The 19,426-nt window shown below is 69.9% G+C and carries 18 protein-coding genes; 10 read left to right on the top strand and 8 right to left on the bottom strand.

Annotation, left to right across the window (positions count from 1 at the left end; all coding sequences use genetic code 11):
• Positions 1–18 precede the first annotated feature (18 nt).
• The 5 genes from acs (at position 19) to ACFYWS_RS32115 (ending at position 5,793) form a co-directional block, all read left to right on the top strand.
• Positions 19–1,974, top strand: a complete 1,956-nt coding sequence (acs, locus tag ACFYWS_RS32135; RefSeq protein WP_389282302.1) for an acetate--CoA ligase — start codon at positions 19–21, stop codon at positions 1,972–1,974.
• Positions 1,975–2,172: 198 nt separating this feature from the next.
• The gene (gene nhaA, locus ACFYWS_RS32130; RefSeq protein ID WP_389282301.1) at positions 2,173–3,576 is read left to right on the top strand and encodes a Na+/H+ antiporter NhaA; all 1,404 of its coding nucleotides are present in this window, start codon (positions 2,173–2,175) and stop codon (positions 3,574–3,576) included.
• Positions 3,577–3,640: 64 nt separating this feature from the next.
• Positions 3,641–4,150: a phage holin family protein gene (locus tag ACFYWS_RS32125; RefSeq protein WP_389282300.1), complete on the top strand. Its 510-nt coding sequence runs from the start codon at positions 3,641–3,643 to the stop codon at positions 4,148–4,150.
• Positions 4,147–5,100, top strand: a complete 954-nt coding sequence (locus ACFYWS_RS32120; protein WP_389282298.1) for an alpha/beta fold hydrolase — start codon at positions 4,147–4,149, stop codon at positions 5,098–5,100. Before ACFYWS_RS32125 ends, ACFYWS_RS32120 begins: the two co-directional genes overlap by 4 nt.
• A 510-nt stretch (positions 5,101–5,610) precedes the next feature.
• Entirely contained in the window at positions 5,611–5,793 is a 183-nt protein-coding gene (locus ACFYWS_RS32115) for a hypothetical protein (protein ID WP_389282296.1), read from the top strand.
• Positions 5,794–5,807: 14 nt separating this feature from the next.
• Here the strand turns inward: ACFYWS_RS32115 and ACFYWS_RS32110 are convergent, their stop codons facing one another.
• The 3 genes from ACFYWS_RS32110 to nth form a co-directional block, all read right to left on the bottom strand.
• Positions 5,808–7,007 (bottom strand): MarP family serine protease, encoded by a 1,200-nt coding sequence (locus ACFYWS_RS32110; protein WP_389282295.1) that lies wholly within the window; start codon positions 7,005–7,007, stop codon positions 5,808–5,810.
• Between the two features lie 72 nt (positions 7,008–7,079).
• The gene (locus ACFYWS_RS32105) at positions 7,080–7,832 is read right to left on the bottom strand and encodes an NUDIX hydrolase (protein WP_389282294.1); all 753 of its coding nucleotides are present in this window, start codon (positions 7,830–7,832) and stop codon (positions 7,080–7,082) included.
• 50 nt (positions 7,833–7,882) lie between these two features.
• A complete protein-coding gene (gene nth, locus ACFYWS_RS32100) occupies positions 7,883–8,785 on the bottom strand; it encodes an endonuclease III (RefSeq protein ID WP_389282292.1) in 903 nt (300 codons plus the stop codon).
• 431 nt (positions 8,786–9,216) lie between these two features.
• Here nth and ACFYWS_RS32095 point away from each other — a divergent pair, with 431 nt between their 5' ends.
• Together ACFYWS_RS32095 and ACFYWS_RS32090 are read left to right on the top strand one after the other, a co-directional pair.
• The gene (locus tag ACFYWS_RS32095; protein ID WP_164258843.1) at positions 9,217–9,891 is read left to right on the top strand and encodes a Crp/Fnr family transcriptional regulator; all 675 of its coding nucleotides are present in this window, start codon (positions 9,217–9,219) and stop codon (positions 9,889–9,891) included.
• Positions 9,892–9,969: 78 nt separating this feature from the next.
• Positions 9,970–10,866 (top strand): sigma-70 family RNA polymerase sigma factor, encoded by an 897-nt coding sequence (locus ACFYWS_RS32090; protein ID WP_389282290.1) that lies wholly within the window; start codon positions 9,970–9,972, stop codon positions 10,864–10,866.
• A 336-nt stretch (positions 10,867–11,202) separates the two neighbouring features.
• Here ACFYWS_RS32090 and ACFYWS_RS32085 read toward each other — a convergent pair whose 3' ends face one another.
• The 4 genes from ACFYWS_RS32085 to ACFYWS_RS32070 all read right to left on the bottom strand — a co-directional run bounded on the left by ACFYWS_RS32085 (position 11,203) and on the right by ACFYWS_RS32070 (position 13,642).
• The gene (locus ACFYWS_RS32085; protein ID WP_389282288.1) at positions 11,203–12,033 is read right to left on the bottom strand and encodes an MBL fold metallo-hydrolase; all 831 of its coding nucleotides are present in this window, start codon (positions 12,031–12,033) and stop codon (positions 11,203–11,205) included.
• A complete protein-coding gene (locus ACFYWS_RS32080) occupies positions 12,030–12,920 on the bottom strand; it encodes an NUDIX hydrolase (RefSeq protein ID WP_389282286.1) in 891 nt (296 codons plus the stop codon). The genes ACFYWS_RS32085 and ACFYWS_RS32080 overlap by 4 nt, the downstream gene beginning before the upstream one ends.
• An 87-nt stretch (positions 12,921–13,007) precedes the next feature.
• The gene (locus tag ACFYWS_RS32075; RefSeq protein WP_389282284.1) at positions 13,008–13,481 is read right to left on the bottom strand and encodes a RidA family protein; all 474 of its coding nucleotides are present in this window, start codon (positions 13,479–13,481) and stop codon (positions 13,008–13,010) included.
• On the bottom strand, positions 13,478–13,642 hold the full coding sequence (locus tag ACFYWS_RS32070) for a DUF4177 domain-containing protein (RefSeq protein ID WP_326023179.1): 165 nt from the start codon (positions 13,640–13,642) through the stop codon (positions 13,478–13,480). Before ACFYWS_RS32070 ends, ACFYWS_RS32075 begins: the two co-directional genes overlap by 4 nt.
• Positions 13,643–13,727: 85 nt before the next feature.
• On the opposite strand from ACFYWS_RS32070, the gene ACFYWS_RS32065 reads away from it, so the two are divergent.
• Both ACFYWS_RS32065 and ACFYWS_RS32060 read left to right on the top strand, forming a co-directional pair.
• Positions 13,728–14,729: an ArsA-related P-loop ATPase gene (locus tag ACFYWS_RS32065; RefSeq protein WP_389282282.1), complete on the top strand. Its 1,002-nt coding sequence runs from the start codon at positions 13,728–13,730 to the stop codon at positions 14,727–14,729.
• Positions 14,730–14,742: 13 nt separating this feature from the next.
• Positions 14,743–15,984 carry an ArsA family ATPase gene (locus tag ACFYWS_RS32060; RefSeq protein ID WP_389282280.1) on the top strand — a complete coding sequence of 414 codons (1,242 nt, stop codon included), beginning with the start codon at positions 14,743–14,745 and terminating at the stop codon, positions 15,982–15,984.
• A gap of 42 nt (positions 15,985–16,026) precedes the next feature.
• Here ACFYWS_RS32060 and ACFYWS_RS32055 read toward each other — a convergent pair whose 3' ends face one another.
• Positions 16,027–16,371, bottom strand: coding sequence for a WhiB family transcriptional regulator (locus tag ACFYWS_RS32055; RefSeq protein WP_389282278.1), 345 nt, complete (start codon positions 16,369–16,371; stop codon positions 16,027–16,029).
• 450 nt (positions 16,372–16,821) lie between these two features.
• On the opposite strand from ACFYWS_RS32055, the gene ACFYWS_RS32050 reads away from it, so the two are divergent.
• A complete protein-coding gene (locus tag ACFYWS_RS32050) occupies positions 16,822–19,062 on the top strand; it encodes a transglycosylase domain-containing protein (protein ID WP_389282276.1) in 2,241 nt (746 codons plus the stop codon).
• Positions 19,063–19,426 lie beyond the last annotated feature (364 nt).

Raw genomic sequence — 19,426 nt, 5'->3', positions numbered from 1 at the left:
CTGCATGGGAGAAGCGTCGTGAGCAACGAAAGCCTGGCCAACCTTCTTACGGAGGAGCGACGCTTCGCGCCGCCCGCTGACCTGGCCGCGAACGCCAACGTCACGGCCGAGGCGTACGAGCAGGCCAAGGCTGACCGGCTCGGTTTCTGGGCCGAGCAGGCCCGCCGCCTGACCTGGGCCACCGAGCCGACCGAGACCCTCGACTGGACGAACCCTCCGTTCGCCAAGTGGTTCAAGGACGGCAAGCTCAACGTCGCGTACAACTGCGTCGACCGCCACGTAGAAGCAGGAAACGGCGACCGCGTCGCGATCCACTTCGAGGGCGAGCCCGGCGACAGCCGCGCGATCACCTACGCCGAGCTCAAGGACGAGGTCAGCCGGGCCGCGAACGCCCTGACCGAGCTGGGAGTTCAGGCCGGCGACCGGGTCGCCGTCTATCTGCCGATGATCCCGGAAGCGGTCATCTCGATGCTCGCCTGCGCGCGCGTCGGCGCCGCGCACTCCGTGGTCTTCGGCGGTTTCTCGGCCGACGCCATCGCCAAGCGCATCGAGGACGCCGACGCCAAGGTCGTCATCACCTCCGACGGCGGCTACCGGCGCGGCAAGCCGTCCGCGCTCAAGCCCGCGGTCGACGAGGCGCTGACCCGCGTATCCGTCGAGAAGGTCCTCGTCGTGCAGCGCACGAAGCAGGACGTGGCGTGGACCGAGGGCCGCGACCTGTGGTGGCACGAGACCGTCGGCCGCCAGTCCACCGAGCACGCGCCGCAGGCCTTCGACGCCGAGCAGCCGCTGTTCATCCTGTACACGTCGGGTACGACGGGTAAGCCCAAGGGCATCCTGCACACCTCCGGCGGCTACCTGACGCAGGCCAGCTACACGCACCACGCCGTCTTCGACCTCAAGCCGGAGACGGACGTCTACTGGTGCACGGCCGACATCGGCTGGGTCACGGGCCACTCGTACATCACCTACGGGCCGCTCTCGAACGGCGCGACGCAGGTCATCTACGAGGGCACGCCTGACACCCCGCACCAGGGCCGCATCTCCGAGATCGTGCAGAAGTACGGCGTCACGATCCTCTACACGGCGCCCACCCTGATCCGTACGTTCATGAAGTGGGGCGACGAGATCCCCGCGAAGTTCGACCTGAGCAGCCTGCGGGTGCTCGGTTCCGTGGGCGAGCCGATCAACCCCGAGGCCTGGATCTGGTACCGGAAGCACTTCGGCGCCGACAAGTGCCCCGTCGTGGACACCTGGTGGCAGACCGAGACCGGCGCGATCATGATCTCGCCGCTGCCGGGCGTCACCGAGACGAAGCCGGGCTCCGCCCAGCGCGCGCTGCCGGGCATCTCCGCGACCGTCCTCGACGACGAGGCGAACGAGGTGCCGAACGGCGGGGGCGGCTATCTCGCCCTCACCGAGCCGTGGCCGTCGATGCTGCGCACCATCTGGGGCGACGACCAGCGGTTCATCGACACGTACTGGTCCCGCTTCGAGGGCAAGTACTTCGCCGGTGACGGTGCCAAGAAGGACGAGGACGGCGACATCTGGCTGCTCGGCCGGGTCGACGACGTCATGCTCGTCTCCGGGCACAACATCTCGACCACCGAGGTCGAGTCGGCGCTCGTCTCGCACCCGGCCGTCGCCGAGGCCGCCGTGGTCGGCGCCGCCGACGCGACGACGGGCCAGTCGATCGTCGCCTTCGTGATCCTGCGCGGCACCGCGAACGCCGACGACGAGTCGCTGGTGGCGGACCTCCGCAACCACGTGGGCACCGCCCTCGGCCCGATCGCCAAGCCCAAGCGCGTCCTGCCGGTCGCCGAGCTGCCCAAGACGCGCTCCGGCAAGATCATGCGCCGCCTGCTGCGCGACGTCGCGGAGAACCGGGCGGTGGGCGACGTCACGACGCTCGCCGACTCCTCCGTGATGGACCTGATCCAGGCGGAGCTGCCGTCGGCGTCCAGCGAGGACTGATCCGCGTACGAACCCACGGGGACGGGCATCCGGCGAGCGCGCCGGGTGCCCGTTTCGTACGTAAGGTGATGATCACCAAGTAGGCCGGGGCACCCTGTAGGGTAAAAGTCGCGTCAACGACGCGACAGAGATCCAACAGGTGCGCCGGGAAGTCTGGTCGGCAACGTAGTCAGCCGTACCCGACCGGAGGTCTCACCCGTGAGCGCGCCCCATAACAAGCCCGGCCGCAAGGCGTTCGGCCGACTCTCGCTGCCCGAGCGGACCTTCGTCGCCGACGCGCTGCGCACCGAGACCGTCGGCGGTGTCCTGCTCCTCGTCGCCGCGATCACCGCCCTCGTCTGGTCCAACATCCCGGCCCTGCACCACAGCTACGAGGCCGTCAGCGACTTCCATCTGGGGCCCGGGGCACTCGGCCTCGACCTCTCCATCGAGCACTGGGCCGCCGACGGGCTGCTCGCCGTCTTCTTCTTCGTCGCCGGCATCGAACTCAAGCGCGAGCTCGTCGCGGGTGATCTGCGCGATCCCAAGGCCGCCGCGCTGCCGGTCGTCGCCGCCCTCTGCGGCATGGCGATGCCGGCGCTCGTCTACGTGGTCGTCAACGCGATCGGCGGCGGCTCGATGGCTGGCTGGGCCGTGCCGACGGCCACCGACATCGCCTTCGCGCTCGCCGTCCTCGCCGTCATCGGCACCTCGCTGCCGAGCGCCCTGCGCGCGTTCCTGCTGACCCTCGCGGTCGTCGACGACCTCTTCGCGATCCTGATCATCGCGGTCTTCTTCACCGACGACCTGAACTTCGCCGCGCTCGGCGGCGCGTTCCTCGGCCTCGCCGTCTTCTGGCTGCTGCTCAAGAAGCGGGTGCGCGGCTGGTACATCTACGTACCGCTCACCCTGGTCATCTGGGGGCTGATGTACAACAGCGGCGTCCACGCCACCATCGCCGGTGTCGCCATGGGCCTGATGCTGCGCTGCCACCGGGAGGAGGGCGAGGAGCGCTCGCCCGGCGAGCACATCGAGCACCTGGTGCGGCCGCTCTCCGCGGGGCTCGCGGTGCCGCTGTTCGCGCTGTTCAGCGCCGGTGTCGCGGTGTCGGGCGGGGCCCTGGGCGACGTGTTCACCAAGCCGGAGACCTTGGGCGTGGTGCTCGGTCTCGTCCTCGGCAAGGCCCTCGGAATCTTCGGCGGTACGTGGCTGACCGCCCGGTTCACCAAGGCCTCGCTCTCCGACGAACTGGCCTGGCCCGATGTGTTCGCGGTGGCCTCGCTCGCCGGCATCGGCTTCACGGTCTCGCTGCTCATCGGGGAACTGGCCTTCACCGACGACCCGTTGCTGACGGACGAGATCAAGGCGTCCGTGCTGATGGGCTCGCTGATCGCAGCGGTGATCTCCAGCGTGCTGCTGAAGATCCGGAACGCCAAGTACCGGGCCCTGTGGGAGGCCGAGGAGCGCGACGAGGACCTTTCCGGGATACCGGACATCTACGAGGTGGGCGATCCGGAGTACCACCTTCGGATGGCCGAGATGTACGAGCGGAAGGCCGCGGAACAACGAAGGCTTGCGCAAGTGGCGGCCGGGGCAGGCGGCGAGGACGAGCGTCCGGCATGATCTGACGGAGAATCGGCGCAGTACGCGCAAATGAAGCAGCCACAGAAGAACAGGGGAGTACGCGATGAGCGCACCCGACGACAACCCGGTCGGCGCCGAACGCAGCGTCGGCCAGCTGTTCGCATCGGCGACGGCCGAGATGTCCGCGCTGGTGCACGACGAGATCGCCCTGGCCAAGGCACAGCTGAAAAAGGACGTGAAGCGCGGCGCGACCAGTGGTGGCGCGTTCATGGCGGGAGTGGTCGTCCTGACCTTCTCGCTGCCGATGCTGAGCTTCGCGCTCGCGTACGGGATCAACGCGTGGACCGGCGGGTTCAACGGTGACGGCGGCTGGAACATGGCTTGGTGCTTCCTGCTGTCCTTCGCCGCGAGCGTGGTCATCTTCCTGCTGCTCGCACTTGTCGGCGTCGTCTTCGCCAAGAAGGCCAAGCAGGGCAAGGGCCCGCAGAAGACCGCCGCCTCGTTCAAGGAGACGGCGGGCGTACTGCAGAACGCCAAGCCGCACCCCCGTGAGGTGACCGCGGACGGGCACGACACGAAGTCCATCGAGGCTGTGGCACGCTCGTCTTCATGACGGACCCTGCCACTCCTTCGGCCCAGCCGCCCGGATCCTTGGTGCTCCTCGACGTCCCGGGCGGGCACAAGGTGACCCACCGGGACGTCGCGGCCAACGGTGCGCGCTTCCACATCGCCGAGATGGGGGACGGGCCGCTGGTCCTGCTCCTGCACGGCTTCCCGCAGTTCTGGTGGACGTGGCGGCACCAGCTCGCCGCGCTCGCCGACGCGGGCTTCAGGGCCGTGGCGATGGACCTGCGGGGGGTGGGCGGCAGCGACCGTACGCCGCGGGGGTACGACCCGGCGAACCTCGCGCTCGACGTCACCGGGGTGATCCGGTCGCTGGGCGAGCCGGACGCGGCGCTCGTGGGCCATGACCTCGGCGGATATCTCGCCTGGACCGCGGCCGTGATGCGGCCCAAGCTGGTGCGCCGGCTCGTGGTCTCCTCGATGCCGCATCCGCGCCGGTGGCGCTCGGCGATGCTGGCGGACTACCGGCAGTCGCGCTCTGGATCGTACGTCTGGGGTTTCCAGCGCCCCTGGCTGCCCGAGCGTCAACTCCTCGCGAACGAGGGCGAGTTGGTTGGCAAGCTGGTCCGGGACTGGTCGGGTCCGCACCAGCCCGACGACGCGACCGTGCGGGCCTACCAGCAGGCCATGTGCATCCCGTCGACCGCGCACTGCTCGATCGAGCCGTACCGATGGATGGTGCGCTCCCTCGCGCGCCCCGACGGGATCCAGTTCAACCGGCGGATGAAGCGCCCCGTGCGGGTACCGACGCTGCATGTGCACGGCTCCCTCGACCCGGTGATGCGCACACGCAGCGCGGCGGGCTCGGGCGAGTACGTGGAGGCCCCCTACCGCTGGCGCCTCTTCGACGGCCTCGGCCACTTCCCGCACGAGGAGGACCCGGCGGCGTTCTCCAAGGAACTGGTCAACTGGCTCAAGGACCCCGAACCCGACCGGTAGACCCACGCGAAGCCGCCGCCCCCGGCTGGGGGTCCGGGGGTCATCCCCCGGGAAGACACAGTCCGCACGAGGAGGACCCGGCGGCGTTCTCCAAGGAGCTCGTGAACTGGCTCAAGGACCCCGAACCCGACCGGTAGACCCACGCGAAGCCGCCGCCCCCGGCTGGGGGTCCGGGGGTCATCCCCCGGGAAGACACAGTCCGCACGAGGAGGACCCGGCGGCGTTCTCCAAGGAACTGGTCAACTGGCTCAAGGACCCCGAACCCGACCGGTAGACCCACGCGAAGCCGCCGCCCCCGGCTGGGGGCCCGGGGGTCATCCCCCGGGAAGACACAGCCCAAGGAACTGGTCAACTGGCTGAAGGATCCCGAGCCGGGTCGGTGAGCCCTGCTTGGCGGGAGAATGGCGAGGGGAACGCCTGTGCTTCGAACGGCCAATTGCCTCGCGCATACGCCAATTTGGGGGGCGTGAGGGCGGTTACCGACCATGGGGCAGGGGCACACGTCGGGGTATGGGCTGGACGCACGACTACAGTGACGCAGCACGCAATCGCCGCCCAGCGATGACGCTGGGCTCTCCCCGGAGAGGGGCGCCGGACGGCTTGTCGGCGCACGATCCCCGGTTGGGCATTCCTCGTATTCTGCGGCGCCGGGCCCGGTGGGTCTCCGCGCGGATACGGCACGGGGGCCGTTGACCCGCTGAACTCACCTACAGCGCGCAGGCGTCCGTGTCGACCTGCTGGTTGGCCGCACGGCCGCGCGTGATGTCGGTGCTGATCTCGTCACCGGACAGCGCGTAACCCGTCTCCGAGTCGTCGAGCGACTTGGCGAACACGACGCCGTAGACCCTGCCGTCCGGAGTGAGCAGCGGTCCGCCGGAGTTGCCCTGACGGACCGTCGCGAACAGCGAGTACACATCGCGGCGCACGGTGCCGCGGTGGTAGATGTCCGGGCCGTTCGCCGTGATGCGGCCGCGTACGCGCGCGGGGCGGACGTCGTACGCGCCGTTCTCCGGGAAGCCCGCGACGATCGCGCCGCCACCGCGCTGCGCGTCGGTCTCCGTGAACTGGAGCGGGGGCGCCTTGAGGGCCGGCACGTCCAGGACCGCGATGTCGCGCTTCCAGTCGTAGAGCACGACCTTCGCGTCGTACTTCACGCCCTCGCCGCCTATCTGCACGGTGGGTTCGTCGACGCCGCCGACCACATGCGCGTTCGTCATCACGCGGCGGTCGGAGAACACGAAGCCGGTGCCCTCCAGGACCTTGCCGCAACTGGGCGCCTGGCCCACGACCTTGACGATGGACCGCTTCGCGTTGCGCGCCACCTGGCTGCCCGCGAGCGCCGGGTCCGGCGGCTTCACTTCGGCGATCGGCTCGTTCGCGAACGGGCTGAAGACCTGCGGGAACCCGTTCTGCGCGAGGGTCGAGGAGAAGTCCGCGAACCATGTGTCCGCCTGCGTGGGCAGCGCCTGCGAGACGCCCAGCAGCACCTTCGAGCTGCGTACTTCCTTGCCGAGCGTGGGCAGCGTGGTGCCGGCCAGCGCGGAACCTATCAGCCAGGCGACCAGGAGCATCGCCGCGACGTTGACCACCGCGCCACCCGTCGCGTCGAGCGCGCGGGCCGGGGACCAAGTGATGTACCTGCGCAGCTTGTTGCCCAAGTGCGTGGTGAAGGCCTGGCCGACGGAGGCGCAGACGATCACGACGACCACGGCGACGACCGCGGCGGTCGTGGTGACCTCCGCGTCACTGGTGATCGCGTCCCACAGGAGGGGCAGCGCGTAGACCGCGACGAGGCCGCCCCCGAGGAAACCGATCACCGACAGGATGCCGACGACGAAACCCTGGCGGTACCCGACGATCGCGAACCACAGGGCCGCGGCGAGCAGCAGGAAGTCCAGCACGTTCACCGATTCACGCCCCGCCTTGCATCTCGCCTCGCCCCTGTCGGCCTGTGCTCGTGATTCACGGCGCCCACCCTGTCACGACCGCCAATCGAGTGGGACCGTCTTTGATCGGTCCCAGGGGCGCTCCCACCCCGCGTAGTGCAGCAACCGGTCGATAACGCCCGCGGTGAACCCCCAGACCAGCGCCGATTCCACCAGAAAGGCAGGGCCCTTGTGGCCGCTCGGGTGGACCGTCGTCGCCCGGTTCTCCGGGTCCGTGAGATCCGCCACGGGGACCGTGAAGACACGCGCCGTCTCCGCCGGGTCGACCGCCGCGACGGGTGTGGGCACCCGCCACCAGCCCAGTACGGGCGTGACGACGAAGCTGCTCACCGGGATGTACAGCTTCGGCAGCACACCGAAGAGCTGGACTCCGCCCGGGTCGAGCCCCGTCTCCTCCCAGGCCTCCCGCAGGGCAGCGTGCAGCGGTCCTTCGGCGAACGGGTCGCCGTCCAGGGGGTCGAGGGCGCCGCCGGGGAACGAGGGCTGGCCCGCATGGGATCTGAGCGAGCCCGCGCGCTCCATGAGCAACAGCTCGGGCCCGCGCTCCCCCTCGCCGAACAGGATCAGCACGGCGGACTGCCGGCCTGCCCCGCTCTCCGGCGGCAGGAAGCGGCTGAGCTGCTCACCGCGGACGGTGGTGGCGGCGTGCGCCACGGGGTCCAGCCAGGCGGGCAGCCCCTCCGTGCGGAGCGCCACGTCGAAGGGGGGCGGGCCACCCGGCCCGTGCGCCCCCGCCGTGCCGTGCGCCCCGCCGCTCATCCCGCCGATCTCGCTCACGTGCTTCATCGCCGCCCCCTCGCGGTGTGCTGGGCCCAGGGGCCCTCCCATGCGGTCCGTCACGACTCCCGGCCGGCCAGGGGCGGTGCCGGGAGGCCGCCCGCGTCCAGGTAGGACTGCGGGGGCCTGAGGCGCTGGCCGGGGAAGCCGCCCTTCTCGTACTTGAGCAGCTTCTCCGCCTTCTGCGGGTCCGTCTCGCCCTCCCCGTACGCGGGGCAGAGCGGGGCGATCGGGCAGGCGCCGCAGGCCGGCTTGCGGGCGTGGCAGATGCGCCGGCCGTGGAAGATCACGTTGTGGCTGAGCTGGGTCCACTCGCTCTTCGGGAAGAGCGCGCCGACGGCCGCCTCGACCTTGTCGGGGTCCGTCTCGTCGGTCCACTTCCAGCGGCGCACCAGTCGGCCGAAGTGCGTGTCGACGGTGATGCCGGGCCTCCCGAACGCGTTCCCAAGCACCACGAAGGCCGTCTTGCGGCCCACGCCGGGCAGCTTGACCAGGTCTTCGAGGCGGCCGGGCACCTCACCGCCGAACTCCTCGCCCAGCGCCTTGGCCAGGCCCATGATCGAGCGCGTCTTGGCGCGGAAGAAGCCGGTCGGCCGGATCAGCTCCTCGACCTCCTCCGGGTTGGCCGCGGCCAGGTCCTCAGGGGTCGGGTACTTCGCGAACAGGGCCGGCGTCGTCTGATTGACCCGCAGGTCCGTCGTCTGGGCCGACATGACCGTGGCCACCAGGAGCTGGAAGGGATTCTCGAAGTCCAGCTCCGGGTGGGCGTACGGGTACACCTCCGCGAGCTCGCGGTTGATCTTCCGGGCGCGGCGGACGAGCGCCGTGTGCGACTCGGGGCGCGCGGTCGCCTTCTTCGCGGCGGTCCGCGTCGGGGCGGCCGTCTTCTTCGCGGCGGCCGGCTTCTTCGCGGCGATCGTCTTCTCTGCCTTCGCTGCGGTCTTCTTCGCGGGCGCGGACATCTACTGGGCGGCCTTCCCCTGTACGGACACGGACTTGAGTACGGGCACGGCCCCGATCACGCTCACCGGGGACGCCGTCAGCTCCCTGGTCACGGCCTCGGGGGCACCTTTCTGCGCCTGTTCGCCCACAGCGGAATCGAGATCGTCCGCCACCGTCACGACCCCCTTCGCCTGCGCTCTCACCGGCATTTTGAACACTCGGCCAGCCTAAAGCCCGGCACTGACATCCGCCTTGAAGCCGCTGGATCGCTCCACGATTGGCCCCCTCCCCCTCGGGTTGTGGCGCGGGTGCGGCAGACTTGTGTACGAGTGACTGATCACACTGTTTGGACCGTCCGGCAAAATGGGCAGTGAAAATGATCGACAACCGGGGCGATCCGGTCGATTCGATCGGGCCCACTCCCGATGCAGGCGACATAGGAGAGAAACTCGTGGACGACGTTCTGCGGCGCGCCCCGCTCTTCGCGGCGCTCGATGACGAGCAGGCCGCGGAGCTCCGCGCCTCCATGAGTGAGGTGACCCTCGCACGTGGGGACGCCCTGTTCCATGAGGGCGACCCCGGAGACCGCCTGTACGTGGTCACCGAGGGCAAGGTGAAGCTCCACCGCACTTCCCCCGACGGGCGCGAGAACATGCTCGCCGTCCTCGGCCCCGGCGAGCTGATCGGCGAGCTGTCGCTGTTCGACCCGGGCCCCCGCACCGCCACCGCCAGCGCCCTCACCGAGGTCAAGCTCCTCGGCCTCGGCCACGGCGACCTCCAGCCCTGGCTGAACGTCAGGCCGGAGGTGGCCACGGCGCTGCTGCGCGCCGTCGCCCGGCGCCTGCGCAAGACCAACGACCAGATGTCCGACCTGGTCTTCTCCGACGTGCCCGGCCGTGTGGCCCGTGCGCTCCTCGACCTGTCGCGCCGCTTCGGCGTGCAGTCCGAGGAAGGCATCCACGTCGTGCACGACCTGACGCAGGAAGAGCTGGCCCAGCTGGTCGGCGCCTCCCGCGAGACGGTCAACAAGGCGCTCGCGGACTTCGCGGGCCGCGGCTGGCTCCGCCTGGAGGCCCGCGCCGTGATCCTCCTGGACGTGGAGCGCCTCGCGAAGCGCTCGCGCTGACACCACACGCTTACGTAGACGGGTCCCGCCACATCTCGTGGCGGGGCCCGTCTACGTAGAGGCAAAGGGGAGCCCTTCATGACACAGCCGCCCGATCTCGTCACCCGTTTCGAGGAGGAGCGCGGGCGGCTGCGCTCCGTGGCGTACCGAATGCTCGGTTCGCTGAGCGAGGCCGAGGACGCCGTGCAGGAGGGCTGGCTGCGGCTGCAGCGGGCCGACACCGGCGACGTACGGAACCTGAGCGGCTGGCTGACCACCGTCGTCGGGCGGATCTGCCTGGACATGCTGCGCACCCGCACGGCGCGCCGCGAGGAGCCGCTGGAGGACGGGTCCGCCGAGACCCGCGTCCCCGACCCGGTGGTCCGCCCCGCCGACCCCGTTCACGAGGCCGAACTCGCGGACTCCGTAGGGCTCGCGCTGCTCGTCGTGCTCGACACGCTCGCACCCGCGGAACGCCTCGCCTTCGTGCTGCACGACATGTTCGCGGTGCCGTTCGAGGAGCTCGCCCCCATCGTGGAGCGCACCCCCGCGACGACCCGGCAGATGGCGAGCAGGGCTCGGCGCCGGGTGCAGGGCGCGACCGCGCCCCGGAACACCCCGCTGGCCCGGCAGCGCGAGGTCACGAGCGCCTGGCTGGCCGCCACGCGCGCGGGCGACTTCGAGGCGCTGCTCGAACTCCTCGACCCGGGCGTCCTGTTGCGGGTCGACGCGGGCGGTGGCACCGCCTCCGGGCTGCTGCGCGGGAGCCTCGCGGTGGCCAAGCAGGCCGCGTTCTACGGGAAGCTGGCGCAGGCGGCGTACCCGGCGTTCGTCGGCGACGGCCTCGGCATCGTGCAGGCGCCCCGCGGCCAGGTCGTCGCGGTGCTCGCCTTCACGTTCCGGGACGGCAAGGTCGTCGGCGTCGACATCATCGCGGACCCGCCGAGGCTCTCCGAGCTGGGCATGGAGTGGGTGAGCCCAAGCGGCGGCGAGTGAGGTGCGGGCTCCGCGACCTTGGGCCCGGCGTCGGTTGCGGCCTCGGGGCTCTGCCCCGGACCCCGCCGCTCAATCGCCGCGGGGGCTTGAAATGCTCACGCCCCCGCGGACGCTCGAAATGCCCACGTCCCCGCGGACGCTTGAAATTCTCACGCCCCGCGGACGCTCGAAATGCCCACGCCCCCGCGGACACTGGAAGCGCCCATACCCCCGCGGACACTTGAAATGCGCACGCCCACGCGGACACTGGAAGCGCCCACGCCCCCGCGGACGCTCGAAATGCCCACGTCCCCGCGGACGCTTGAACGGCCGTCCGGGAGACGCTTGAAGGCCGCTCTAAATCAGGCCGTGTTCCCGCAAGTAGTCCAGCTGGGCCCGCACGCTCAGCTCGGCCGCCGGCCACAGTGACCGGTCCACGTCCGCGTACACGTGCGTCACGACGTCGGGCGCGGACACGTACCCGTTCTCGACGGCCGTCTCCACCTGGGCGAGCCGGCTGGCGCGGTGCGCCAGGTAGAACTCGACGGCGCCCTGGGCGTCCTCCAGGACCGGACCGTGCCCCGGCAGCACCGTGTGCACCCCGTCGTCCACCGTCAGGGAGCGCAGCCGGCGCAGCGAGTCCAGGTAGTCGCCGAGGCGGCCGTCCGGGTGGGCGACCACGGTCGTGCCGCGCCCGAGGATCGTGTCGCCGGTCAACACGGCCTGGTCGGCCGGGAGATGGAAGCACAGCGAGTCCGCGGTGTGGCCGGGAGTCGGCACGACGCGCATCTCCAGGCCACCCGTGGTGATCACGTCACCGGCGGCCAGGCCCTCGTCGCCGAGCCGCAGCGCCGGGTCGAGCGCCCGCACCTTCGTCCCGGTCAACTCGGCGAACCGGCCCGCCCCTTCGGCGTGGTCCGGGTGCCCGTGCGTGAGGAGGGTGAGCGCGACCCGCTTGCCCGCCTTCTCGGCGATGTCGAGGACGGCGTGCAGGTGCTCGTCGTCCAGCGGCCCCGGGTCGATGACGACGGCGAGGTCGCTGTCCGGTTCGGCGACGATCCAGGTGTTGGTGCCGTCGAGGGTCATCGCGGACGGGTTGGGCGCCAGGACGTTGACCGCGCGGGCGGTGGCGGGGCCTGTGACGACACCGCCGCGTGGCTGACCGGGCAGCGCCGCGGCTTCGGTCATGAGGAGGCTCCGCCGTTCCTGTCGCTCTTCCCGGTCGGGATGTGCTTGGTGAACTCGTCGTGTCCCGGCCAGGACAGCACCAGCTCGTCCTCCTCCATGCGCGCCTGTGCGAGTACGGGAGTGAGATCGCGCCCCGTTGCCCCGTCCAGGGCGTCGCCCACGCGCGCGTACTCGGCAAGCGTGCGCAGCGTCGCGATCGTCGGCGGCATCATCGTCAGCTCGCCCCGGTCGTACTCCGCCGCGGCCCGCCCCGGCATGATCCACACCGTGCGGTCGGCCTCCGAGGAGTCGTCGCTGGTGCGCTGGCCCTTCGGGAGCGCGGCCACGAAGAACCACGTGTCGTAACGGCGCGGCTCGAACTCCGGGGTGATCCAGCGGGCCCACGCGCCGAGCAGATCGGAGCGCAGCACCAGGCCGCGGTTCTCCAGGAACCCGGCGAAGGACAGGTCCCGGTCGATCAGCGCCTGCCGGTCGGCCTGCCACCGCTCGCCCGTCGTGTCGTCGACGACGGTGTCCGGGGTCGGCCCGGCGAGCAGCACACCCGCCTCCTCGAACGTCTCCCGCACAGCGGCGCAGACGATCGCCTGGGCCTCCAGCTCCGGAACACCGAGGCGCCCGGCCCACTCCGCACGCGTGGGGCCCGCCCAGCGGACCAGCCGGTCGTCGTCGCGCGGGTCGACGCCGCCGCCCGGGTACGCGTAGGCGCCCGCCGCGAACTTCATCGACGTACGTCTGCGGAGCATGTGGACCTCGGGGCCACCGGGCGCGGCGTCTCTGAGCAGCATCACGGTGGCCGCGCGGCGCGGTGTCGCGGGCGTGAGCGTGCCGTCGGTGAGGGCACGGATACGTTCCGGCCACTCGGGCGGGTACCACTGGCCGTTGGACATGGCCGGAGGCTATCTCGTGTCACGTAGATGTTCGAGAGGCCGCCCACGACGAAGATCGTGGACGGCCTCTCGTGCGAGAACGGCAGCTCAGGCCTCGGAGGTGAGCTCCACCTGGATCTCGACCTCGACCGGCGCGTCCAGCGGCAGCACGGCCACGCCCACGGCGCTACGCGCGTGCACGCCCTTGTCGCCGAGGACCTCGCCGAGCAGCTCGCTCGCGCCGTTGATGACGCCGGGCTGGCCGGTGAAGTCGGTGGCGGAGGCCACGAAACCGACGACCTTCACGACACGCTCGATGCGGTCCAGGTCACCGGCGACGGACTTGACCGCCGCGAGCGCGTTCAGCGCGCAGGTGCGGGCCAGGTCCTTGGCCTGCTCGTCGGTGACCTCGTCGCCGACCTTGCCCGTCAGCGGCAGCTTGCCGTCGACCATGGGCAGCTGCCCCGCCGTGTACACGTACACGCCGGACCGCACGGCCGGCTGGTACGCCGCGACCGGCGGAACGACGGGCGGCAGCGTCAGACCGAGCTCGGCGAGCCGCGCGTCGACGACGCCGCTCATGCCTGCTTCTCGCGCTTCAGATAAGCCACCAGCTGCTCAGGGTTGTTCGGCCCGGGCACGACCTGGACCAGCTCCCAGCCGTCCTCGCCCCAGGTGTCCAGGATCTGCTTCGTCGCGTGCACGAGGAGCGGCACGGTCGCGTATTCCCACTTCATTGCCATGGGCCCGACTGTATCCGCCGGACATGGCCGAAGCGTTCCGGAGGCTGCTGCGTGGATGTCCGACGTACTGGTTAGGCTCGAATACGTGAGCAGGCTCCAGGTCGTCAGCGGCAAGGGCGGGACCGGAAAGACCACGGTCGCCGCCGCGCTCGCGCTCGCCCTCGCGACCGAGGGCAAGCGCACTCTCCTTGTGGAGGTGGAGGGCAGACAGGGCATCGCACAGCTCTTCGAGACGGAGGCGCTCCCCTACGAGGAGCGGAAGATCGCCGTCGCGCCGGGCGGAGGAGAGGTCTTCGCACTGGCCATCGATCCCGAACTGGCGCTTCTGGACTACCTCCAGATGTTCTACAAGCTGGGCGGCGCGGGCCGCGCACTGAAGAAGTTGGGCGCGATCGACTTCGCGACCACCATCGCGCCGGGCCTGCGGGACGTACTCCTGACGGGCAAGGCCTGCGAGGCCGTGCGCAGAAAAGACAAGCAGGGGCGGTACCTCTACGACTACGTGGTGATGGACGCGCCGCCCACCGGCCGCATCACCCGGTTCCTCAACGTGAACGACGAGGTGGCGGGCCTCGCCAAGATGGGCCCGATACACAATCAGGCGCAGGCGGTGATGCGGGTCCTCAAGTCCCGTGAGACCGCGGTGCACTTGGTGACGCTCCTTGAGGAGATGCCGGTGCAGGAGACCCTCGACGGGGTCGCCGAGCTGCGCGCCGCGAAGCTGCCCGTCGGACGGATCATGGTGAACATGGTGCGACCCGCGCTCCTCGGGGAACCCGCCCTGGCGCTGGCCTCCGACGGCGAGGTCCGCCCCGCGGTCACCGAGGCCCTGGCGGCCGCCGGGCTCGGCAGCGCCAAGCGGCTCACAGGACCACTGCTCGCGCAGGCCGGGGAGTACGCCGAGCGCTACGCCCTGGAGCGCGCCCAGCGCGACCAGCTCGCCGAGGCGGACCTGCCGCTGCACGAACTGCCGCTGCTCCCCGAGGGCCTCGACCTCTCCGGGCTCTACACACTCGCCGAGGAACTGCGACAGCAAGGGATCCAAGGGAATCAGGGAACCGCATCCAGGACAGGACGCCACTCATGACGGGACGCCATTCATGACGCTGACCCCTGAGGGCACGCTCGACGTGGACCCGCTGCTCGACGACCCGCAGACCCGCATCGTGGTGTGCTGCGGCAGCGGCGGCGTCGGCAAGACCACCACGGCCGCCGCCCTCGGGCTGCGCGCCGCCGAGCGCGGCCGCAAGGTCGTCGTCCTCACCATCGACCCGGCCCGCAGGCTCGCCCAGTCCATGGGCATCGACTCGCTGGACAACACCCCGCGCCGCGTGAAGGACATCGACGACGCCACGGGCGGCGAACTGCACGCGATGATGCTCGACATGAAGCGCACGTTCGACGAGATCGTCGAGGCGCACGCGGACGAGGAGCGCGCGAAGGCGATCCTGGGCAACCCCTTCTACCAGTCGCTCTCTGCGGGCTTCGCGGGTACGCAGGAGTACATGGCGATGGAGAAGCTGGGCCAGCTGCGCTCGCGCGACGAGTGGGACCTGATCGTCGTCGACACCCCGCCCTCGCGCTCAGCGCTCGACTTCCTGGACGCGCCCACCCGGCTCGGCTCCTTTCTCGACGGGAAGCTGATCCGGCTGCTCATGGCGCCCGCGAAGATCGGCGGCCGCGCGGGCATGAAGTTCCTGAACGTCGGCATGTCGATGATGACCGGCACGCTCGGCAAGCTGCTCGGCGGTCAACTCCTGCGTGACGTCCAGACGTTCGTGGCCGCGATGGACACGACGTTCGGCGGTTTCCGTACGCGCGCGGACGCCACGTACAAGCTGTTGCAGGCGCCCGGCACGGCGTTCCTCGTGGTCGCCGCGCCCGAGCGGGACGCGCTGCGCGAGGCGGCGTACTTCGTGGAGCGCCTGGCCGCGGAGAAGATGCCGCTGGCCGGGCTCGTACTGAACCGGGTGCACGGCAGCGGAGCGAGCCGGCTCTCGGCCGAGCGGGCGCTCGCCGCCGCAGAAAATCTTGACGAGCGCCGCATTGTGGATCAGGCGGGCGGGAAGGAAGAGGATCGTGCCACTCCCGAGGCACCCCCCGAGGCACCTTCCCAGGCCGACCCCACCATTGAGCAACTGACCGCGGCACTGCTGCGGTTGCACGCTGAGCGCATGCGGATGGTCGCGCGCGAACAGCGCACGCGTGACCGCTTCACCGCGCTGCATCCCGAGGTCGCCGTGACCGAGGTCGCGGCCCTGCCCGGTGACGTACACGACCTGACAGGTCTGAGGGACATCGGAGAACGGCTCGCGGCCGGTGGCACTCCGGCCGGAGCGTGAGCCGTACGTCCGTCATCCGTCGGACGGTGGTGCGCGCGCCGGCTACCCGACGGCCGCGAACCTCTCGTACGTCTCGTCGTTCTCCAGCTCCACGGGCAGCAGGCCCGCGCCGCGCTCGTACTCCGTACGCGCCGTCTCAAGCAGCGTGCGCCACGAGGTGACCGTCGGACGCCTGCGCAGCAACGCGCGGCGCTCCCGCTCCGTCATGCCACCCCACACGCCGAACTCGACGCGATTGTCCAGCGCGTCCGCCAGGCACTCGGTCCGCACGGGACATCCCGTGCACACCGCCTTCGCCCGGTTCTGCGCTGCTCCTTGAACGAACAGTTCGTCCGGATCGGTAGTGCGGCAGGCCGCCTGCGCACTCCAGTCGACTACCCAGCCCATACCGGCGCCGTCCTCTCCCGAATCGAGGCTCCCCCACGGCGGCAGCGGCATATTCACCGCCGCCAGTTGAGGACGTTACGGAAGGTGGGCACAGCGCAACACCCCCTTCGGGCCCAATCTTGAATGGCCCGAACGGACTATGCGTAAGCGGCAGATCACCCGACGGAGTGACCGGAGGACATGCGTAACAACCCCGGCAAACCGGGACAGTTCACTTGAGTCACAACGGGCGTCGAGTGACACACAAGGCGAAGTCGGACACCCCTGGAGCCCTACGCAGAGCTCCACGAAAGGGTCCGGGAATGACTACAAGAGGCACTTCATACGTACCGGGAACGATTCGGGGTCGTCCCGCATCTTGATACGAGACCGCACTGCTGTGACAGTTGAGTGCAGCTTAGGCCAAGGCATATACGGCTGTCCGGAGAATCGACACGTAGGCTGCCCCGCATGGGAAAGAAGCGCTCGGGCGGTGGCGGCGGTCTGTCGCCGGCCCAACAGGCCGCCAAGTTCCTCGGAGTCAGTGTGCTCGCCGGGGCCGTGCTGGCGGGGATCGCCCTGCCCGCGGCAGGCGCGCTCGGCCTCGCGGCCAAGGGCTCGGTCGAAGGGTTCGACGAGATCCCGGCGACGTTGAAGACCCCGCCGTTGAGCCAGCGCACCACGATCCTGGACAACGAGGGCGGGAAGATCGCGACCGTCTACTCGCGCGACCGCACGGTCGTGAAGCTCGACGACATCTCGCCGTACATGCAGAAGGCGATCGTCGCGATCGAGGACTCGCGGTTCTACGAGCACGGCGCCGTCGACGCCAAGGGCATCCTGCGCGCGATCAACGCCAACGCGCAGAACGGCGGCGTCTCACAGGGCGCCTCCACCCTCACCCAGCAGTACGTGAAGAACGTCTTCATGGAAGAGGCGGGCGACGACCCGACCAAGCTGGCGCAGGCGACTCAGCAGACCATCGGCCGCAAGGTCAAGGAGCTGAAGTACGCGATCCAGGTGGAGAACGAGGTCGGCAAGAAGAAGATCCTCAACAACTACCTGAACATCACGTACTTCGGGCAGCAGGCCTACGGCGTCGAGGCCGCGGCCCAGCGCTACTTCTCCAAGCCGGCCAAGGACCTGAACATCCAGGAGTCGGCGATGCTCGCCGGCATCGTGCAGTCACCCAGCCGCTACGACCCCGTCAACGACGAGGCCGAGGGGAAGAAGCGGCGCAACATCGTGCTGCAGCGGATGGCCGAGACGCACGACATCACGCGGGCCGAGGCCGAGAAGGCCCAGAAGACCCCGATCGAACTGAACATCAGCAGGCCGCAGAACGGCTGCATCACGGCGCAGCGCGGCGCGGCGTTCTTCTGCAACTACGTCAGGAACTCCTTCCTCAACAACCCGGCCTTCGGCAAGACGTCCGAGGAGCGCGCCAAGATCTGGAACCGCGGCGGCCTGACGGTGAAGACGACGCTGGACCCGCAGACGCAGGACTCCGTGCAGGAGTCGATCAAGCGGCACGTCTACCAGTCGGACAAGGTCGACGCGGCGGGCGCGTTCGTCGAGCCGGGCACCGGCAAGGTCCTCGGCATGGGCCAGTCCAAGCCGTACGGCTCCGACGCCAGCAAGAACGAGTCGGAGATGAACTACTCGGTCAACTACCGGGACGGCGGCTCCAACCTCGGCTTCCCGACGGGTTCGACGTTCAAGCCGTTCGTGGCGGCCGCGGCCCTGGAGAAGGGCACGCCGGTGACGAAGCAGTACCCGGCGCCCTACCAAATGCCGTACCCGAGCCGCGTCCAGACGTGCAGCGGCAAGCCGTGGGTCAACGACGGCGGCTACAAGCTGGAGAACGAGAACGAGTCGGAGGTCGGCCCCTATCGCCTCAAGGAAGCGATGGCCAAGTCCATCAACACGTACTTCGTGCAGATGATCGGCGACATCGGCATGTGCCCGGTCGTGAAGATGACCGACAAGCTGGGCGTGGTGCAGGGCAACGGCAAGAAGGTCGACGAGGTCCCCTCGTCCATGACCCTCGGCTCGACGGGCCTCTCGCCCCTCACCATGGCCTCCGCGTACGCGGCGTTCGCCAACCGCGGCACGTACTGCACGCCCGTCGCCATCGACGCGATCACCGACCCCAACGGCAAGGCGCTCACCGTGCCGAAGTCGAAGTGCTCGCGGGCGATGTCGCAGTCGACCGCCGACAAGATCAATACGCTGCTCAGTGGCGTGGTCGACTCCGGTACGGGCAAGACGGCCGGCCTCACCGGCCGGGACAACGCCGGTAAGACCGGTACCACCGACGGCCGGAAGAACGCCTGGTTCGCCGGCTACACGCCGAACCTGTCCGGCGCCGTCTGGGTCGGCAGCGCCTCGCAGGCCGTCGAGATGACCAACATCACCATCGGCGGCCAGTACCACGACAAGGTCTTCGGCGCCGATACGCCGGGTCCGATCTGGCGGGACGCGATGAACGGCGCACTGTCCGGCAAGGACGCGCCCACCTTCAACAAGGTGAACATCCCGGACCCGGACAAGAAGAAGGACAAGGGCAAGGACAAGGCCGACAAGCCCGAGCCCGGGGACGACGGGGGCAACGGCGACACCGACCCGCTGCCCGACGTCTCGATCCCGCCGGACTTCATCGGGGGCAACAACGGGAACGGGAACGGACACGGGGGTGGCTGGGGCCGGTGAGGTCCTGGTTCTGCTGCTGAGGGCCTGCTGCTGAGGTCCTGCCGCTGAAGGCCTGCTGCTGAAGGCCCGCCGCTGAGGTCCTGCCGCTGAAGGCCTGCTGCTGAAGGCCTGCTGCTGAAGGCCCGCCGCTGAGGTCCTGCTGCTGAAGGCCCGCCGCTGAGGTTCTGCTGCTGAAGGCCTGACTGAGGGCCTGGCTTTGGGGCCAGGCTGAGAGGCCTGGCTGAGGGCCTGGCTGAGGGCCTGGCTGTGGCGCCAGGCTGAAGGCCTAGCTGTGGCGCCAGGCTGAAGGCCTAGCTGTGGCGCCAGGCTGAAGGCCTAGCTGTGGCGCCAGGCTGAAGGCCTAGCTGTGGCGCCAGGCTGAAGG

The sequence above is a fragment of the Streptomyces sp. NPDC002795 genome (assembly GCF_042888725.1).
Lineage (GTDB): Bacteria > Actinomycetota > Actinomycetes > Streptomycetales > Streptomycetaceae > Streptomyces.
Note: the sequence above shows the minus strand (reverse complement) of the source record. Positions and strands in the feature narration are given on the sequence as shown.

What these genes read in the sequence shown, in the direction of transcription:
- ACFYWS_RS32085 (WP_389282288.1), bottom strand. Translation starts at nt 12,033, where the DNA reads ATGACCGAAGCCGCGGCGCTGCCCGGTCAGCCACGCGGCGGTGTCGTC.
- ACFYWS_RS32115 (WP_389282296.1), top strand. Translation starts at nt 5,611, where the DNA reads ATGGGCTGGACGCACGACTACAGTGACGCAGCACGCAATCGCCGCCCA.
- ACFYWS_RS32070 (WP_326023179.1), bottom strand. Translation starts at nt 13,642, where the DNA reads ATGGCAATGAAGTGGGAATACGCGACCGTGCCGCTCCTCGTGCACGCG.
- ACFYWS_RS32120 (WP_389282298.1), top strand. Translation starts at nt 4,147, where the DNA reads ATGACGGACCCTGCCACTCCTTCGGCCCAGCCGCCCGGATCCTTGGTG.
- ACFYWS_RS32075 (WP_389282284.1), bottom strand. Translation starts at nt 13,481, where the DNA reads ATGAGCGGCGTCGTCGACGCGCGGCTCGCCGAGCTCGGTCTGACGCTG.
- ACFYWS_RS32080 (WP_389282286.1), bottom strand. Translation starts at nt 12,920, where the DNA reads ATGTCCAACGGCCAGTGGTACCCGCCCGAGTGGCCGGAACGTATCCGT.
- ACFYWS_RS32050 (WP_389282276.1), top strand. Translation starts at nt 16,822, where the DNA reads ATGGGAAAGAAGCGCTCGGGCGGTGGCGGCGGTCTGTCGCCGGCCCAA.
- ACFYWS_RS32105 (WP_389282294.1), bottom strand. Translation starts at nt 7,832, where the DNA reads ATGAAGCACGTGAGCGAGATCGGCGGGATGAGCGGCGGGGCGCACGGC.
- ACFYWS_RS32055 (WP_389282278.1), bottom strand. Translation starts at nt 16,371, where the DNA reads ATGGGCTGGGTAGTCGACTGGAGTGCGCAGGCGGCCTGCCGCACTACC.
- ACFYWS_RS32060 (WP_389282280.1), top strand. Translation starts at nt 14,743, where the DNA reads ATGACGCTGACCCCTGAGGGCACGCTCGACGTGGACCCGCTGCTCGAC.
- ACFYWS_RS32125 (WP_389282300.1), top strand. Translation starts at nt 3,641, where the DNA reads ATGAGCGCACCCGACGACAACCCGGTCGGCGCCGAACGCAGCGTCGGC.
- ACFYWS_RS32090 (WP_389282290.1), top strand. Translation starts at nt 9,970, where the DNA reads ATGACACAGCCGCCCGATCTCGTCACCCGTTTCGAGGAGGAGCGCGGG.
- nth (WP_389282292.1), bottom strand. Translation starts at nt 8,785, where the DNA reads ATGTCCGCGCCCGCGAAGAAGACCGCAGCGAAGGCAGAGAAGACGATC.